The sequence below is a fragment of the Microbacterium sp. NPDC055502 genome (genome assembly GCF_053643635.1).
The window spans coordinates 654,570-670,253 of the sequence record NZ_JBSHKJ010000002.1; the positions used below are offsets into that span (position 1 = coordinate 654,570).

A 15,684-nucleotide genomic window follows, 5' to 3' on the forward strand; every position below is an offset into this window, starting at 1 on the left:
CGGTCACTCCGGCCACGCGTGGGCGACGGCCTCCCGCACTTCGCCGAGGAGCTGCGGGAGCGCCTTCGTCTTCGCGATGATCGGGAAGAAGTTCGCGTCGGAGCGCCACCGCGGCACCACGTGCTGATGCAGATGCGCGTCCACGCCGGCTCCCGCCACCGCCCCCTGGTTCATGCCCAGGTTGAAGCCGTCGCATCCGGAGACCTCGCGCAGCACCCGCATGGCCGTCTGGGTGAGCGCGCCGATCTCGGCCACCTCTTCCGGACTCGCCTGGTCGTACGTCGCGATGTGACGGTACGGGCACACCAGCAGGTGCCCCGAGTTGTACGGGAACAGGTTCAGCAGCACGTACGCGGTCGTGCCCCGTGCCACGATGAGCCGCTCGGCGTCGGGGTACTTCGGCGCCTCGCAGAACGGGCACTCCTCGCGCAGGGGCTCCGGTCCCGCCTGGATGTAGGCCATCCGGTGGGGGGTCCACAGCCGCTGGAACTCGTCGGGCACGCCGGCGAGGCGACCTGCATCCTCCAGCGACTGCTCCCCCTCGGTCATGCCAGGTCCCCGGCCGTCTGCACCAGGGCGTGGCTGTCGATGGCAGCGCGGATGCGGTCGACCGCCTGCGCGATCGGCACGCCGTTCTCCTGCGAGCCGTCGCGGTAGCGGAAGGAGACGGTGCCGGCGGCCCGGTCCTGCTCCCCGGCGATCAGCAGCAGCGGGACCTTGCCGGTCGTGTGCGTGCGGATCTTCTTCTGCATGCGGTCGTCGGAGGTGTCGAGCTCGGCACGCACACCGCGGGAGCGGAGCGTGTCGATCACCTCACCCAGATAGTCGGCGAAGTCGTCCGCGACCGGGATCCCCACGACCTGTACCGGCGAGAGCCACACCGGGAAGTCGCCCGCATAGTGCTCGAGGAGGATCGCGAAGAACCGCTCGATCGAGCCGAACAGCGCCCGGTGGATCATGATCGGACGCTTCTTCTGGCCGTCCTTGTCCATGAACTCGAGGTCGAAGCGCTCGGGCAGGTTGGGGTCGACCTGCACCGTGGACAGCTGCCACGTACGGCCGATCGCATCGCGCGTCTTCAGGTCGATCTTGGGCCCGTAGAACGCCGCCTCGCCCGGCACCTCGGTGAGCTTGAGACCGGAGGCCACGGCCACGCGGCGCAGGGCGTCGGTGGACGACTCCCAGAACTCGTCCGAACCGATCCACTTCGACTTCTCGTCGTCCTTCATCGACAGCTCGAGCTCGAAGTCGGTGAGGCCGAAGTCGCGGAGCATCGAGAGGATGAACTCGAGGACCTTGCCGACCTCCTCCTCCAGCTGCTCGGGTGTGACGAACAGGTGCGAGTCGTCCTGCGTGAAGCCGCGCACCCGCGTGAGGCCGTGCAGGGCCCCGGAGAGTTCGTTGCGGTAGACCGTGCCGTTCTCCGCGAACCGCAGCGGGAGGTCGCGATAGCTGCGCGCGCGCTCCTTGTAGATGAGGATGTGCATCGGGCAGTTCATGGGCTTCAGGTAGTAGTCCTGGCCCTGCTTGGTGATCTCGCCGTTCTCGTCGCGCTCCTCGTCCATGACGATGGGCGGGAACATGCCGTCCTTGTAGGTGACGAGGTGGTTCGAGGTGAGGAAGAGGTCTTCCTTGGAGATGTGCGGCGTGTACACGTAGGTGTAGCCGCCCTCGATGTGCCGCTTGCGCGCGTGCTGCTCCATCTCGCCGCGCACCACGCCGCCGCGCGGATGCCAGACGCTCAGGCCCGACCCGATCTCCTCGGGGAAGGAGAACAGGTCGAGCTCCTTGCCGAGTCGCCGGTGGTCGCGCTTGGCGGCCTCCTCCAGCCGGTGCTGGTACGCGCGCAGCTCGTCCTTCGTGGGCCAGGCGGTGCCGTAGATGCGCTGCAGCTGCGGGTTCTTCTCGCTGCCGCGCCAGTACGCGGCGGCGATGCGCGTGAGGTCCCAGCCGTTGCCGATCATGCGCGTGTTGGGCAGATGCGGCCCGCGGCAGAGGTCCTTCCAGACGACCTCGCCGTCGCGGGTCGTGTTGTCGTAGATCGTGAGCTCGCCCTCGCCCACCTCGACCGACGCGCCCTCGGCCGCCTCCTTGCCGCCCTTGAGCCCGATCAGCTCGAGCTTGAACGGCTCGTCGGCGAGCTCCGCGCGCGCCTCGTCATCGGTCACGACACGACGCACGAAGCGCTGGCCCTCGCGGACGATGCGCTGCATCTCCTTCGTGATGGCCTTGATGTCCTCCGGCGTGAACGGGGTGTCGACGCCGAAGTCGTAGTAGAACCCGTCGGTGATGGGCGGGCCGATGCCGAGGTTCGCCTGCGGGTTGATGCGCTGCACGGCCTGCGCGAGCACGTGCGCGGCCGAGTGGCGCAGGATGTTCAGGCCGTCGGGGCTGTCGATCGTGACCGGCTCGACCTGCTCGGTGCCGGTCAGGGTCGTGGCGAGGTCCTTGAGCTCGCCGTTGACGCGCATCGCGACGACGTTTCGGTCAGAGAACAGGGCGAAGCCGTCGGTCGGCTGGGCGTTTTCAGGCACTGATCACTCCATCTGGGTCTGGATCTAGGCTACTCGTATGGCCGGGGGCCGCCGACCGTCAGGCCACCGGCTCGGCCGAGGAGGGCGCGGCCGCCGGGGCGAGGATGATGATCGCCGCGCCCACGAGCGCGACCGCCGACCCGACCCAGTCCCAGACCGTGGGACGGAAACCGTCGACGATGATGCCCCAGGCGAGGGATCCGGCGATGAAGATCCCGCCGTACGCGGCGAGCACCCTGCCGAAGTTCGCGTCGGGCTGGAGCGCCGCGACGAAGCCGTACGCCCCCAGCGCCATGACCCCCAGGACCGCGAAGAGCCAACCGCGGTCCTCCTTGATGGCCTGCCAGATGAGCCAGGCACCGCCGATCTCGGCGACGGCGGCGAGGACGAACAGCACGACGATGCGGAAGACGGTCACCACCTCAGTGTGTCAGGACACACGAGGACGGCTTCGCGAACGACGGGGCGCCGCAACCGCCGGACCGGACGGTAGCGTGGCCCCATGACCCGGACGATCGCCCGCTGGATCCTCGCTCTCGCCCTCGGCGCCGTCGGCGTGCTGCACTTCACGCAGACGCGCGGCTTCCGGGTGGTGGTGCCCGACTGGGCGACCGAGGCGACGCGGATGGACAAGGATGCCATCGTGATCGCGTCGGGCGCCGTCGAGGTCGCGCTCGCCGCGGGACTCATCGCGCTGCCGCGGGAGCGCCGCCGGATCGGCTGGGCGACGGCGGGGTTCTTCGCCGCGGTCTTCCCCGGCAACTGGCATCAGTGGCGCACCGGACGCTCCACTCCGGGGCTCGACACGGACGCGCGTCGGTTCGGCCGTCTCTTCCTGCAACCGGCCCTGATCGCCTGGGCGCTGTGGGCGACGCGATGACCTCCCCCTCGATCGTCTGGTTCCGCGACGACCTCCGCCTCGCCGACCACCCGGCGCTGCGTGCCGCGATGGATCGGGACGCGCCCGTGATCGCGCTGTTCGTGCTCGACGAGGAGTCGCCGGGGATCCGCCCGCTCGGAGGTGCGGCGAAGTGGTGGCTGCATCACTCGCTGGTCTCCCTCGACGAGCGGCTGCGCGAGAAGGGCGCCCGGCTCGTGCTGCGGCGCGGCCCGGCCGAGCGCGTGGTGCGCGAGGTCGTCGCGGAGAGCGGGGCGGGCGCCGTCTACTGGAACCGTCGATACGGGCGACCGGAGCGGGAGATCGACGCGGCGCTGAAGAGCTCGCTGCGCGATCAGGGCCTGACGGTGGAGTCGTTCGCGGGCTCCCTGCTGCACGAGCCGTGGACCGTCACCACGGGCAGCGGCACGCACTACTCCGTCTTCACCCCGTTCTGGCGCGCCTGCCGCGCACTGCCCGCGCCCCGTGCTCCCCTGCCGGAGCCGCGCGAACTCGACGGGGTGGCGCGACCGCCGCGCTCCGATGCCCCGGGTGACTGGGAGCTGCTGCCCACGACACCGGATTGGGCGGGCGGGCTCCGTGACACCTGGGAGCCGGGCGAGCCGGCAGCACGACGGCGGCTGCGACACTTCCTCGACCACGATCTCCCGGCGTACGACGCGGCCAGGGACGCGCCGGCCGCCGGTGCGACCTCCCTGCTCTCCCCCCGGCTGCGCTGGGGCGAGCTGAGCCCGTTCACCGTGTGGGCCGAGGCGACCCGGGTCGAGGGCTCGGCACGGTTCCTGTCCGAGCTCGGCTGGCGCGAGTTCGCCTGGCACACGCTCTACCACTTCCCCGATCTGGCGACGAAGAACCTCCGGCCCGAGTTCGATGCGTTCCCCTGGCCGGGACTCGACCCGCGGCAGCTGGATGCCTGGCAGCACGGCGAGACCGGGATCCCCCTCGTCGACGCGGGGATGCGCGAGCTGTGGCACACCGGATACATGCACAACCGGGTGCGGATGGTGACCGCGTCCTTCCTCATCAAGAACCTGCTGATCGACTGGCGGCTCGGCGAGGAGTGGTTCTGGGACACGCTGGTCGATGCAGACGGCGCCAACAACGCGTTCAACTGGCAGTGGGTCGCGGGATCGGGTGCGGATGCGGCCCCGTACTTCCGCGTCTTCAACCCGGAGCTGCAGGCGAAGAAGTTCGACGGGGACGGAGAGTACGTCGCTCGGTGGGCCCCCGATGCCCCGACCGCGCCGATCGTCGACCTGGCCGAGACGCGCAAGGCGGCACTCGCGGCGTACGACGAGGTCAAGCGCGCCGCGGGCTCCGCGCGGCGCTGACCACCGACACCGGCGGGTAGACCGCGCGCGAGCCGGTAGCCGCCCACCGCGTTCACCCCCGCACGGCTGCGGGGAGGGCGCCGACCTCCGGCGAGGCTGCGAGGTCGAGGCCGGCGGTCAGTGTGGCCCGCGGCGACGAGCCGCAGCCGCCGCGGATCCGACTCCGTCGAGCACCGGCGCTCCGTGGCCGGTCAGCACCACCCTGGCTCCGGTCGCCGCCAGCGTCTCGAGGGAGTCGATGGCTGCCTCAGGATCGGCGGTGGCCGCGTTCGCGACGATCTGCGGGCCCTCCTCCCCCGTGTAGGGATCGAGGGTCACCAGGGCGTCGCCGGCGATCAGCACGCCCTGCGACTCGAACAGGTAGGCGCAGTGCCCGTCGGTGTGACCCGGCGTCCACAGCGCGACCGGAGCACCGGGCACGTCGATAGGGTGCCCATGCGTCACCCGCGGCTGCGCGTCGACGCCGCGCACGGTCAGCGCGCCGGCGGCCGCCATGCGAGTGATCACGGGGATGCCCCGGGGGTGCCCGAGCACGTAGAGGAGACGTGGTGTCGCGGGCCGATAGCGGTACGGGTGCCGGGCGAGTGCCGCGTCGCCCGGGTGCACCACCACCGTCACGCCGTCGCCCTGCAGGGCCCGAGCAGTGCCGACGTGGTCGAAGTGGCCGTGGGTGAGCACGACCGCGTCGATGTCGCTCCGCCGGGCCCCGAGATGCCCGAGCAGTTCCGACAGCACCTTCCCGGTGCGCGGCAACCCGGCATCGAAGAGCGTGATGCCGTCGGCGGACTGCATCAGATAGCAGTTCACGTCGGCCACGGATAGGCGGAAGAACCCGGGCGCGACCTCTGACCAGCCGCTCCGCTCGCTCATGAATCGCCGCCCGCGTCGTCCGCGGGGCCGCGCCCCGCGTCGAAGTTCCGCTCGTACCGATCCCGCGCCTCGACCAGCACGGACGCGTCAAGGACCGCGATCGGCTCGACGTCGCGCAGCAGCGGTTCGCAATCCGGACCGCGCCCGCAGATCTCCCCGCGCAGGATCCAGGCGATGCGTGTCGGGTCTTTCTCCGCGAGGTGCTGATACTGGCACAGCTGCCGCGCAAGCCAGTCCTCCAGCGGCCTGGTCCACCAGCGCTCCGCGTCGAGGGGGTTCACGGACAGGCCCGGGAGCTCCAGTCCGCTCTCCGAGTCGAGGCTGGAACGGCGCCGGTCGTCCTCCGGCCCGTCGGAGTACCGTACGTGCAGGCCGCGGTAGGCGCGCACCACCGCGGCGAGTTGGGCGAGACGGGTGATGCGGCGAAGGCCGGTGGCGGGGTCACGCTCGGCCTCGATCGCGGGAGTGCACGTCTGCGCCGACGTCGTTTCGGACATGGCTCGACGTTACGGAGCAGGTACCGGCGGAGCACGGGGATTGACAACACTCGGAGAAAGGCTGCCGTGCCCGGACGCGTGAAGCTACTCCGGCTGGCTCTCGCCGTCAACGGGCTCTCGTTGCGCACCCGGCGGTCTTACCTTCGGGCCACCGCACCGCACCTCGGAGGGGAACATGACTGACACGACCCGCACCACCCGCTACGCCGGCACACCTGTTCAGAAGACGGCTCTCATCGTCGGGATCGTATTCCTCCTCGTGGGGATCGCCGGCTTCCTCCCCGGGGTCACCCACTCCGCCGAGCATCTGCATGGCGCCGGAGCAGCATCCGAGGCACTCCTGCTGGGAATCTTCCAGGTCTCCGTGCTGCACAACCTCGTGCATCTGGCCTTCGCCGTCGCCGGCATCGCCTTCGCCGCGTCCGCACGCGGCTCCCGCATGTACCTGATCATCGGCGGCCTCGCCTACCTCGTCGTCTGGCTGTACGGCCTCATCGCGGTCGGCAACGACCAGCTCAACTTCCTGCCCGTCAACAACGCGGACAACTGGCTGCACCTCGGCCTCGCTGTCGGCATGGTTCTGCTCGGGATCTTCGTGAGTCGCGAGCCGCGTGTGCGGCACGACGACCGACCCACCGCCCGCGCCTGACCGAGCACTGCTGAGGAGAGAACAATGCGCGCCATGACGTACCGCGGACCGTACAAGGTCCAGGTCGCTGAGAAACCGGAACCGCGGATCGAGCACCCCAACGACGCGATCGTTCGGGTGACGCACGCCGCGATCTGCGGGTCGGATCTGCACCTGTACCACGGCATGATGCCGGACACCCGGATCGGGCACACGTTCGGCCACGAGATCGTGGGCGTCGTGCACGAGGTCGGATCCTCAGTGCAGAGCCTCTCGGTCGGAGACCGGGTGATGGTGCCGTTCAACATCGCGTGCGGGTCCTGCTACTTCTGCACCCGCGGCCTCTTCTCGAACTGCCACAACGTGAACCCCAATGCCACGGCCGTGGGCGGCATCTACGGCTACTCCCACACGACGGGTGGCTATGACGGCGGGCAGGCGGAGTTCGTGCGCGTGCCCTTCGCCGACGTGGGACCCTCCGTCGTGCCGGACTGGCTCTCGTCGGAGGATGCGCTACTGCTCACCGACGCGTTCTCCACCGGATACTTCGGCGCGCAGCTCGGCGACATCGCGGAGGGCGACACCGTCGCGGTCTTCGGTGCCGGACCCGTGGGTCTGGCCGCCGCCCGCTCGGCCTGGTTCCTCGGCGCAGGCCGGGTGATCGTCCTCGACCACCTGGATTACCGGCTCGACAAGGCCAGGGACTTCGCGTTCGCCGAGACGATGCACATCGGCGAGGTCGGCGACCCCGTGCTCGCCATGAAGAAGGCGACCGGATACCTGGGCGCCGACGTGGCGATCGACGCGGTGGGTGCGGAGGCCGACGGCAACCTCATCCAGCACGTGACGGCGGCCAAGCTCAAGCTCCAGGGCGGCTCCCCCGTCGCCGTGAACTGGGCGATCGACTCCGTGCGCAAGGGCGGAACGGTGTCGCTGATCGGCGCGTACGGTCCGCTGGTGTCCGCCGTGCGCCTCGGCGACGCGATGAACAAGGGCCTCACGATCCGCGGCAATCAGGCACCGGTCCTGCGGCAGTGGCCGCGACTGCTCGAGCACATCCAGGCTGGTCACGTGCGGCCGAGCGAGCTCCTGACGCACCGCTTCCCGCTCGAGCACATCGCCGAGGCCTACCACGTGTTCTCCAGCAAGCTGGACGACTGCATCAAACCCGTCATCACGATCGGAGAGGACTGAGCCATGCCGTACGAAGCGCACAAGCCGACGCTGGCACCGACAGCGGACGAGCTCCGCGACCGCATCCCGGGCTGGGGCACCGACCTTCCCCCCGAGCACCGCCGCACGTGGCAGCAGCTCGAGGACTACGGCGACACGGGTGCGCACTGGACGCGCCCGGATCCGCAGCCCGGCAGGGAGGGACGGGAACACTCCATCGAGCACGCGATGGTGCCTCCGGTGTTCGGTACGGCGCAACCGCTGCACGGCATCTCCGGAAGTGTGCGTCGCTTCGCCTACGACCACTTCAGCGAGACGAAGAACACGCGCTGGCTGCTGCTCGTGATCGGCGACCGCATCGAGGCCGTCGGGGCGCACGTGCGATCCCTGGCAACGCCGCGGCCCGACAACCCGATCACGCAGACCGGGATCCTCGCGGAGCCGCGGCACCGTCCGCTCACCTCGCGGTTCGGGCGGGGACGGGTCGACGTCCGGCACACCTGGCTCGACCCGATCATCGTGGCAGGGCCCTGGGTCGTCGCCGTCGTGATGACGGTCTCCCTCGTACGCACGGTGTTCCGCCGCGGTTGACCAGACGGTCGAGCGCTTCCCTGAAACGCGAAAAACCCCCGGGATCCCGGGGGTTTTTGGTGGTGCGCGATACTGGGATCGAACCAGTGACCTCTTCCGTGTCAGGGAAGCGCGCTACCGCTGCGCCAATCGCGCCCGTTGGGGCTATTCAGTTTCAGGTGAGGTGGCGACGGGATTCGAACCCGTGTAAACGGCTTTGCAGGCCGGTGCCTAGCCGCTCGGCCACGCCACCGTGTGGATTGACCCCACGTGCTGCCGATCTTCGAAAAGACCTACTGCACTCGAGCGGATGACGAGACTCGAACTCGCGACCCCAACCTTGGCAAGGTTGTGCGCTACCAACTGCGCTACATCCGCATTTCGTTCCCGGTTGTCCCGGGCACTCATGAAACATTAGCCGATGAATCCCCGCCTGCCAAACCCGGACCGAATCTCGCGCGTGTCTCGCGGAGTGGTCATCGGAGGCTCCGAGCGTCCGGTAGTATCGGTTGACGTACCCCGCGGGTATGGGCGATTGGCGCAGTTGGTAGCGCGCTTCCTTCACACGGAAGAGGTCATCGGTTCGAGTCCGGTATCGCCCACCACATTCTCCTTCGCAGGCTCACTGCCCCTCAGAGGATTCGTCCGTCTCCCGGTCGCGATACGCGCAGCCAGCGGTAGCCGTAAGCCGGCACCTCGAGCTCCACGGCTCCATCGTCGTCGAGCGTGATGCGCTGCGCCTCCAACAGGTCGACCAGCGCCGTCCCCGCGGGTTCATCCGCGAGGCGGAACCGCGTCGTGGCTGGACGCTCGGCGAAGTTGTGCACCGCGATCATCCGGCCGAGGGCGGCCCGCAGCGAGTGCACGAGGAGCGCGTCCACCGTCTGCTCGACCACCGCGAACTCGCCCCAGCCCAGCTCCGGTGACACCCGGTACCGCGACGTGAGCTCGCGGAGGAAGTGCAGCAGCGACCCGCGGTCCTCCAGCTGCGCGGCGACGTTCACGTGCTCGGGCGCGTAGCCGTCTGCGGGTGGCTTCGACACCAGTCGGGACGGGGCGGCGTCCGAGAACCCGCCGTTCCGGTCCGCCGACCACTGCATGGGGGTGCGCACGGACTCCCGCCCGGCGATGTCGATGTTCTCCCCCATCCCGATCTCCTCCCCGTAGAACAGCACGGGGGTCCCGGGGAGCGTGAACAGCAGGCTGTACGCCATGCGGATCCGGCGGGGATCGCCCTCGAGCATCGGGGGCAGACGGCGGGTGATGCCACGCCCGAACACCCGCTGCCGCTCGTCCGGGGCGAACGCCTCGAACACCTCCTGGCGCTCGGCGTCGCTCAGCTTGTCGAGCGTGAGCTCGTCGTGGTTGCGCAGGAAGTTCGCCCACTGCACCTCGGGACCCAACGCCGGCCGCGAGGAGAGCGCCTCGATGAGCGGCGCCGGATCGCGCCGCGCCAACGACAGGTACAGCGCCTGCATCGCCACGAAGTCGAACTGCATCGTGAGTTCGTCGCCGTCCGTGCCGCCGAAGTACTCGACCTGCTGGTCATACGGCAGGTTCACCTCGCCGAGCAGGATCGCCTCGCTCGAGCGTCGCTGGAGGAAGCGGCGCATATCGCGCAGGAGTTCGTGCGGGTCGGGGATGTCGGCTCCGGCCGGGATCTCCAGGAAGAAGGGCACCGCGTCGACCCGGAACCCGGAGATGCCGAGCTGCAACCAGAAGCCGATCACCTTCGCGATCTCGTCGCGCACGCGGGGATTGGCCACGTTCAGATCCGGCTGATGCTCGTAGAAGCTGTGCTGGTACCACTGCCCCGACTTCTCGTCCTTCGTCCAGATCCCGTCGGCCTGTCCGGGGAACACCGCGTTCTTCTGGCCCTTCGGCGGTGCGTCGTCTCGCCACACGTAGTAGTCGCGGTACGGCGAGTCCACACTGCGGATCGCGGCGCGAAACCACGGATGCCGATCGGAGGTGTGGTTGATGACCAGGTCGACGATCACGCGCATGCCGCGGTCGCGCGCCGTGCGGATCACCTCCACGAGGTCGCCGTGGGTGCCCAGGCGCGGATCGACGCCGTAGAAGTCGCTCACGTCGTAGCCGTCATCGCGGTCGGGGGTGGGATAGAACGGCATGAGCCACAGGCACGTCACCCCCAACTGCGCGAGGTAGTCGATGCGCTGCGCGAGGCCCCGGAGGTCGCCCACCCCGTCGCCGCTCGTGTCCAGGAACGTCTCCACGTCGAGGCAGTAGACGACGGCGGTCTTCCACCAGAGGTCGCTCGTGTCGGTGATCTTCACAGCAGCTCCTTCATCCGGGGCAGCACCGCATCGGCCGCGACTGCCAGAAAGCCGGACTGCTCCTGTCCGACGTGGTGGAGGTACACGCGGTCGAAGCCGATCCGGGCGAGTGCGGCGACCCGCTCCGCGAGCGCCACGGGATCGTGCTCGACCAGTACCGCCGACCGCAGCGCCTTCTCGTCGACCGCGCCCACCGCGGCGTCGAAGTCCTCCGGCTGCTCGATGTTCCACGCGAGCGGCGGCGTCAGCACGCCCTGTCGCCACTGCGTGCGGGCGAGGTCGAGCGCCTCGGCGTCGGTATCGGCCCAGCTGACGTGCACCTGCAGGACGTACGGCCCCTCTCCGCCCGCCGACCGGTACGCGTCCACCACGCGGGCGAGCGCCGCGGGCTCCTGCGCCACGGTCGCCAGGCCCTGAGCCCACGATGCCGCCCACCGCGCCGTCTCCGCGCTCACCGCGGTTGCGAGCAGGGGCGGCGGCTGCGTGGGACGGCTCCACACCCGCGCCCGATGCACGCGCACGAGCCCGTCGTGCGTGACCTCCTCGCCGTCCAGAAGCCGGCGGATCACGTCGACGCTCTCCCGCAGCCGCCGGTTGCGGACCTCCTTGCTCGGCCACGGGTCGCCCGTGACGTGCTCGTTCATCGCCTCCCCGCTGCCCAGCGCCGCCCAGAACCGCCAGGGGAACATCTCCTCCAGCGTCGCGAACGCCTGCGCCATCACCACCGGGTGATACCGCTGTCCCGGCGCGTTCACCATCCCGATCGAGAAGCTCGTGCGCGCCAGCGCCGCCGCGATCCAGCTCAGCGCGAATCCCGACTCGCCCTGCTCCGGCAGCCACGGCGCGAGATGGTCGGAGCACATCGCGCCGTCGAACCCTGCGGCTTCCGCGGCGACGACGGCGTCGAGAAGCGCGCTCGGGGGGATCTGCTCGTGTGACGCGTGGAATCCGATGAAGGCCATATCGCGAGTGTGGCAACTCCGACCGCGCCGGGCGCCGTGCTTGACATGAACGCTCGGTGATGGCAGGAGAGTCCGTTCTCGGTCGGTGCGCCCGAGGGCGACCGCGGACCGCGTGTCGGCCACCCTCCGTAGGATGCCGCTGTGCCCACCCCCGGTCCCCTCCCCTCCCCGTGCGGCCTCTGCGGTCACCCCACGGGAGTCCGCATCGACGGGGCCCTGCACTGCGCGGCCTGCGGATGGCGCTACGGTGATGCGCCTGACCCCGACCTCCCGTTCCCCCGCATCGACGTCGTCTACTACCTCCGCTTCGACGAGCGGGTCAAGATCGGCACCAGCCGCCGGCCACGGCAGCGCCTGGCGAGCATCCGGCACCACGAGCTGCTGGCCTTCGAGCAGGGCGGGCGTGCCCTCGAGCAGCAGCGCCACCGCGAGTTCGCCGCGGAACGCGAGGGCGGAGAGTGGTTCACGCTCACCCCTCGCGTGCGCGCACACATCGCCGGGCTGCGCGACGCGGGCGAGCCGTGGCTGCTCTACGCACGCTGGCTGAGCACGGCGCTCCGCGCCTGATCCCGTACCACCGCCTCGGCTCCCGCACCAGGGCCTGGTCGCCGGGCGGCGATCGCGAGAGCATGCCAGAACGGGGCGCGACCGGCGACCCGTGCACGAGAGGAGCCGACATGACCGGACGAGAGAACACCCCCGCCGACGACCTGAGCGCTCAGGACCCCCTCGCGGGCGACGGCAGCGGCGACCCGAACACCGACCGGGAGTTCCTGCAGGATCTGCCGCCCGCGCAGGTCGACACCGAGCAGGTCGCCGAGCACGCCGCGGACGACGACGCCTGACCGCGGACGGAGGAGCCATGGGGACGCTGCGCTACTCGATCAACGTGACGCTCGACGGCTCGTGCCACCACGAGGCCGGGCTGCCGCCCGACGAGGAGTCGATGCGCTACTGGACCGCGCAGGTGCGTGAGGCCGACGCCATGCTGTTCGGCCGGGTGACGTACGAGCTCATGGAGTCCGCGTGGCGCCGCCCCGCCTCCGGCACGTGGCCGGAGTGGATGCGGCCGTGGGAGGTGCCGTTCGCCCGGGCCATCGACCGGGCGCGCAAGTACGTGGTGTCGAGCGGCCTCGACGCGGTCGACTGGAACGCCGAACTCCTCCGCGGTGACCTCGCCGAACAGGTCGCACGGCTCAAGACGGAGCACGCCCGACTGTCGGTCGGCGGCGTGACCCTCCCCGTCGCCCTCGCCCAGCACGGCCTCATCGACGAGTACGAGTTCCTGGTGCACCCGGTCGTCGCCGGACACGGGCCCCCGCTGCTCGGCGGGCTCACGGGGCAGCTGCGCCTCGAGCTCGTGGACCGCCGGGAGCTGCGCTCGGGCGCCGTCGTCACCCGGTACCGGCCGGCGAGCTGACCGGCGTCCCGCGCGCACGGAGACGGCGGGCGGCCGCTGTCTGGCTGACCACCCGCCGCCGTTCCGCGGGGATGTCACGCGGTCGCCGCGCGCCCCCGGGTGGTCTGCGGCTGCGGCTGCGAGAACAGCACGACCACGATCACGGCCGCGCCCACGACCACGTGCGGAAGCCAGACGTTCAGGGGCTGGTCGGCGAAACCGAACAGCCACGGCGAGAGCGCCAGGAACAGGCTCGCGACGATGTCGAACACCAGGTGCACGGGCATCGGGATGAGCCCGAACGGACCCCATTCGTACTTCGTGAACAGGCTGTAGACGATGAGCCCGACGCCGAGGACGATCGGGATGACGACGGCGGCACCGCCGACACTCGCGAAGCCGAACAGCCAGGGCGCGGCGATCAGGGCGATCCCGACGACGTAGTCGAGGATTCCGTGGACCTTGGTGGGGATGAAACGCATGATTCCTCCTTGTGTGGCGCCGCTGTGCGCGACTCACCAAGGGTTCGCAGCCATCACCCGATCGGATTGGATGTCGCGGATCGGCGCGCGCGCGTCAGGCCCGCGCCCACCCGTAGCGGGCGGCCAGGGCCGAGGCGACCCTGGCGTAGCGCTGGCGGTCGAGCGCAGCCGCCTCCCTCCGCAACCCGCGCTCGTGCACGCTGTACAACTGCTCGATGTCCACCCACGACTCGCGACCCTGGGCGTCCCAGGCGCCGGAGCCGATCGAGAGGTAGTCGCGGTCGCCGTCATGCGGACGGCTGGTCATCCGCACGGCGTACACACGGTCGTCGGACTGCCGCCCGATCACGAGCACCGGCCGGTCCTTCCCCCGCCCGTCCCCCTCCTCGTACGGCACCCACGTCCACACGACCTCGCCGGCGTCGGGGGCCCCGTCCCGTGCCGGGGCGTAGGCGACGCGGAGCGCGCGGATCCGCGCGGGGTCGATCCTGATCGTCTCGGTCCCGGCGGTCCGCCCGGCATCGAGCGTGTCCGCCTGTCGCGGTGAGCCGTGGCGGGCGGCCTGCTCCTCAGGTGTGCGCAGACGCGCGGTCGGGCGCCTCGGACCGGAGGTGGTCCGAGACGCCCGACCGGAGTTCACCGCCTTGAGCAGGATCTCCGCGAGTGTCGTCAGGATGCCGTTGGTCTTGCCCACACGGTCACCCTAACCGCGATCACGCGTCCGCGAGCGCGTAGCCCTCCTCGCCGTGGACGACCTGGTCGACGCCGGCGATCTCGTCCTCGCTCGTGATACGGAAGCCGATCGTCTTCTGGATCGCGAAGCCGATCACGAAGGCCACCACGAAGGAGTAGATCAGCACGCCGAGCGCGGCGATCACCTGGACCGCGAGCTGACGGGCGTCGCCGCCCACGAACAGGCCGGTGCCGGTGGCGAAGAAGCCGAGGTACACGGTGCCGATGAGGCCGCCGACGAGGTGGATGCCCACGACGTCGAGCGAGTCGTCGAAGCCCAGGCGGAACTTCAGCTCGACGGCCAGCGCGCACACCACACCGGCGACCGCGCCCAGCAGCAGCGACCAGCCGGGCGTGAGGTTGGCGCAGGCCGGGGTGATCGCGACCAGACCGGCCACGGCACCCGAGGCGGCGCCGACCGAGGTCGCCTTGCCGTCCTTGATGCGCTCGATCAGGATCCAGCCGAGGATCGCCGCCGCCGTCGCACCGAGCGTGTTCAGGCCGATGAGCCCGACGCCGCCCATGTCCTCCGCGAGCCACTCAGCGCCGGCGTTGAATCCGAACCAGCCGAACCACAGCAGCGCGGCGCCCAGCAGCGTAAGCGGCACGTTGTGCGGCTTGAGGATGCCCTTCTGGAAGCCGATGCGCTTGCCGAGCACGAGCGCCAGGGCGAGAGCCGCCGCACCCGCGTTGATGTGCACCGCGGTCCCACCGGCGTAGTCGATGACGCCGATGCCGCTGTCCTCCCCGAACAGCGTCGTGCCGAGGTTCATGATCCAACCGCCACCCCAGACCCAGGCCGCCACCGGGAAGTAGCCGACCGTGGCGAACACGCCCGCGAAGATCAGCCAGCTGCCGAACTTGGCGCGGTCGGCGATGGCGCCGGAGATCAGCGCGACCGTGATGATCGCGAACGTGGCACCGTAGGCGACGCCCAGGAGCGCGACGTTCGATCCCTCGCCCGATGCCAGGTTGGACAGGCCGAAGTCGGCGAACGGGTTGCCCGCGAACGCGGTCGGGCTGTCGACGGCGCTCATCGAGAAGCCGAAGAGAATCCACAGCACGGCGACGAGTCCGATGGAGCCGAAGCTCATCATCATCATGCTGACGACGCTCTTCGCCTTGACGAGACCGCCGTAGAAGAAGGCGACGCCGGGCGTCATGAGCAGAACGAGCGCCGTCGCGGTGATCGCCCACGAGATGTTGCCGGGAGCATCCATAAGGAAAACCTCACATCCGAAGTAATTGAGAGCTTCAGTGTGACCACGCACGGTTTCGCCCATGCGTGAGGTTTGTTTCCCCGCTGTTACA

The 15,684-nt window shown here is 70.0% G+C and carries 18 protein-coding genes and 4 tRNA genes; 9 read left to right on the forward strand and 13 right to left on the reverse strand.

What is annotated here, in order from left to right:
* Nucleotides 1-3: 3 nt before the first annotated feature.
* The 3 genes from ACWH95_RS14170 to ACWH95_RS14180 form a co-directional block, all read right to left on the reverse strand.
* Complete coding sequence (locus ACWH95_RS14170) at nt 4-549, reverse strand: HIT family protein (RefSeq protein ID WP_136033617.1); 546 nt, start codon at nt 547-549, stop codon at nt 4-6.
* Nucleotides 546-2,471, reverse strand: a complete 1,926-nt coding sequence (gene thrS, locus ACWH95_RS14175; protein ID WP_240744640.1) for a threonine--tRNA ligase — start codon at nt 2,469-2,471, stop codon at nt 546-548. The genes ACWH95_RS14170 and thrS overlap by 4 nt, the downstream gene beginning before the upstream one ends.
* A gap of 121 nt (nt 2,472-2,592) precedes the next feature.
* Nucleotides 2,593-2,952 carry a YnfA family protein gene (locus tag ACWH95_RS14180; protein WP_247638811.1) on the reverse strand — a complete coding sequence of 120 codons (360 nt, stop codon included), beginning with the start codon at nt 2,950-2,952 and terminating at the stop codon, nt 2,593-2,595.
* 84 nt (nt 2,953-3,036) lie between these two features.
* On the opposite strand from ACWH95_RS14180, the gene ACWH95_RS14185 reads away from it, so the two are divergent.
* Entirely contained in the window at nt 3,037-3,414 is a 378-nt protein-coding gene (locus ACWH95_RS14185; RefSeq protein WP_136033611.1) for a DoxX family protein, read from the forward strand.
* A complete protein-coding gene (locus ACWH95_RS14190; RefSeq protein WP_136036289.1) occupies nt 3,411-4,763 on the forward strand; it encodes a cryptochrome/photolyase family protein in 1,353 nt (450 codons plus the stop codon). The genes ACWH95_RS14185 and ACWH95_RS14190 overlap by 4 nt, the downstream gene beginning before the upstream one ends.
* A gap of 117 nt (nt 4,764-4,880) precedes the next feature.
* On the opposite strand, the gene ACWH95_RS14195 is transcribed toward ACWH95_RS14190, so the two are convergent.
* Together ACWH95_RS14195 and ACWH95_RS14200 are read right to left on the reverse strand one after the other, a co-directional pair.
* The gene (locus ACWH95_RS14195) at nt 4,881-5,633 is read right to left on the reverse strand and encodes an MBL fold metallo-hydrolase (protein WP_454120847.1); all 753 of its coding nucleotides are present in this window, start codon (nt 5,631-5,633) and stop codon (nt 4,881-4,883) included.
* Complete coding sequence (locus ACWH95_RS14200; protein WP_206251209.1) at nt 5,630-6,130, reverse strand: DUF6098 family protein; 501 nt, start codon at nt 6,128-6,130, stop codon at nt 5,630-5,632. The genes ACWH95_RS14195 and ACWH95_RS14200 overlap by 4 nt, the downstream gene beginning before the upstream one ends.
* Nucleotides 6,131-6,305: 175 nt before the next feature.
* On the opposite strand from ACWH95_RS14200, the gene ACWH95_RS14205 reads away from it, so the two are divergent.
* Genes ACWH95_RS14205 through ACWH95_RS14215 form a run of 3 tightly spaced genes read left to right on the forward strand, consistent with a single transcriptional unit; the run spans nt 6,306 to nt 8,522 of the window.
* Nucleotides 6,306-6,779 carry a DUF4383 domain-containing protein gene (locus ACWH95_RS14205; protein WP_136033603.1) on the forward strand — a complete coding sequence of 158 codons (474 nt, stop codon included), beginning with the start codon at nt 6,306-6,308 and terminating at the stop codon, nt 6,777-6,779.
* 24 nt (nt 6,780-6,803) lie between these two features.
* A complete protein-coding gene (locus ACWH95_RS14210) occupies nt 6,804-7,952 on the forward strand; it encodes a zinc-dependent alcohol dehydrogenase (RefSeq protein WP_247638814.1) in 1,149 nt (382 codons plus the stop codon).
* Between the two features lie 3 nt (nt 7,953-7,955).
* On the forward strand, nt 7,956-8,522 hold the full coding sequence (locus ACWH95_RS14215) for a hypothetical protein (protein WP_136036113.1): 567 nt from the start codon (nt 7,956-7,958) through the stop codon (nt 8,520-8,522).
* Between the two features lie 60 nt (nt 8,523-8,582).
* Here ACWH95_RS14215 and ACWH95_RS14220 read toward each other — a convergent pair.
* The 3 genes from ACWH95_RS14220 to ACWH95_RS14230 form a co-directional block, all read right to left on the reverse strand.
* Nucleotides 8,583-8,657: transfer RNA gene (locus ACWH95_RS14220), tRNA-Val, on the reverse strand.
* 26 nt (nt 8,658-8,683) lie between these two features.
* A tRNA-Cys gene (locus ACWH95_RS14225) sits at nt 8,684-8,754 on the reverse strand.
* 52 nt (nt 8,755-8,806) lie between these two features.
* A tRNA-Gly gene (locus ACWH95_RS14230) sits at nt 8,807-8,879 on the reverse strand.
* 151 nt (nt 8,880-9,030) lie between these two features.
* Here ACWH95_RS14230 and ACWH95_RS14235 point away from each other — a divergent pair.
* Nucleotides 9,031-9,106, forward strand: a tRNA-Val gene (locus ACWH95_RS14235).
* 27 nt (nt 9,107-9,133) lie between these two features.
* Here the strand turns inward: ACWH95_RS14235 and ACWH95_RS14240 are convergent.
* Nucleotides 9,134-10,798, reverse strand: a complete 1,665-nt coding sequence (locus ACWH95_RS14240; RefSeq protein WP_136036112.1) for an alpha-amylase family protein — start codon at nt 10,796-10,798, stop codon at nt 9,134-9,136.
* On the reverse strand, nt 10,795-11,760 hold the full coding sequence (locus ACWH95_RS14245; RefSeq protein WP_454120848.1) for a TIGR03885 family FMN-dependent LLM class oxidoreductase: 966 nt from the start codon (nt 11,758-11,760) through the stop codon (nt 10,795-10,797). Before ACWH95_RS14245 ends, ACWH95_RS14240 begins: the two co-directional genes overlap by 4 nt.
* 141 nt (nt 11,761-11,901) lie before the next feature.
* On the opposite strand from ACWH95_RS14245, the gene ACWH95_RS14250 reads away from it, so the two are divergent.
* From ACWH95_RS14250 to ACWH95_RS14260, 3 genes are all read left to right on the forward strand, one after another.
* A complete protein-coding gene (locus ACWH95_RS14250) occupies nt 11,902-12,327 on the forward strand; it encodes a GIY-YIG nuclease family protein (protein WP_136033078.1) in 426 nt (141 codons plus the stop codon).
* Nucleotides 12,328-12,437: 110 nt separating this feature from the next.
* Nucleotides 12,438-12,605 carry a hypothetical protein gene (locus ACWH95_RS14255; protein WP_454120849.1) on the forward strand — a complete coding sequence of 56 codons (168 nt, stop codon included), beginning with the start codon at nt 12,438-12,440 and terminating at the stop codon, nt 12,603-12,605.
* Nucleotides 12,606-12,622: 17 nt separating this feature from the next.
* Complete coding sequence (locus ACWH95_RS14260) at nt 12,623-13,180, forward strand: dihydrofolate reductase family protein (RefSeq protein ID WP_454120850.1); 558 nt, start codon at nt 12,623-12,625, stop codon at nt 13,178-13,180.
* 74 nt (nt 13,181-13,254) lie between these two features.
* Here the strand turns inward: ACWH95_RS14260 and ACWH95_RS14265 are convergent, their stop codons facing one another.
* The 3 genes from ACWH95_RS14265 to ACWH95_RS14275 all read right to left on the reverse strand — a co-directional run bounded on the left by ACWH95_RS14265 (nt 13,255) and on the right by ACWH95_RS14275 (nt 15,593).
* Nucleotides 13,255-13,641 (reverse strand): SPW repeat domain-containing protein, encoded by a 387-nt coding sequence (locus tag ACWH95_RS14265; RefSeq protein WP_136033075.1) that lies wholly within the window; start codon nt 13,639-13,641, stop codon nt 13,255-13,257.
* A gap of 94 nt (nt 13,642-13,735) precedes the next feature.
* Complete coding sequence (locus ACWH95_RS14270) at nt 13,736-14,335, reverse strand: type II toxin-antitoxin system PemK/MazF family toxin (RefSeq protein WP_136033073.1); 600 nt, start codon at nt 14,333-14,335, stop codon at nt 13,736-13,738.
* A 19-nt stretch (nt 14,336-14,354) separates the two neighbouring features.
* Nucleotides 14,355-15,593 (reverse strand): ammonium transporter, encoded by a 1,239-nt coding sequence (locus tag ACWH95_RS14275; RefSeq protein ID WP_136033071.1) that lies wholly within the window; start codon nt 15,591-15,593, stop codon nt 14,355-14,357.
* Between the last annotated feature and the right edge of the window lie 91 nt (nt 15,594-15,684).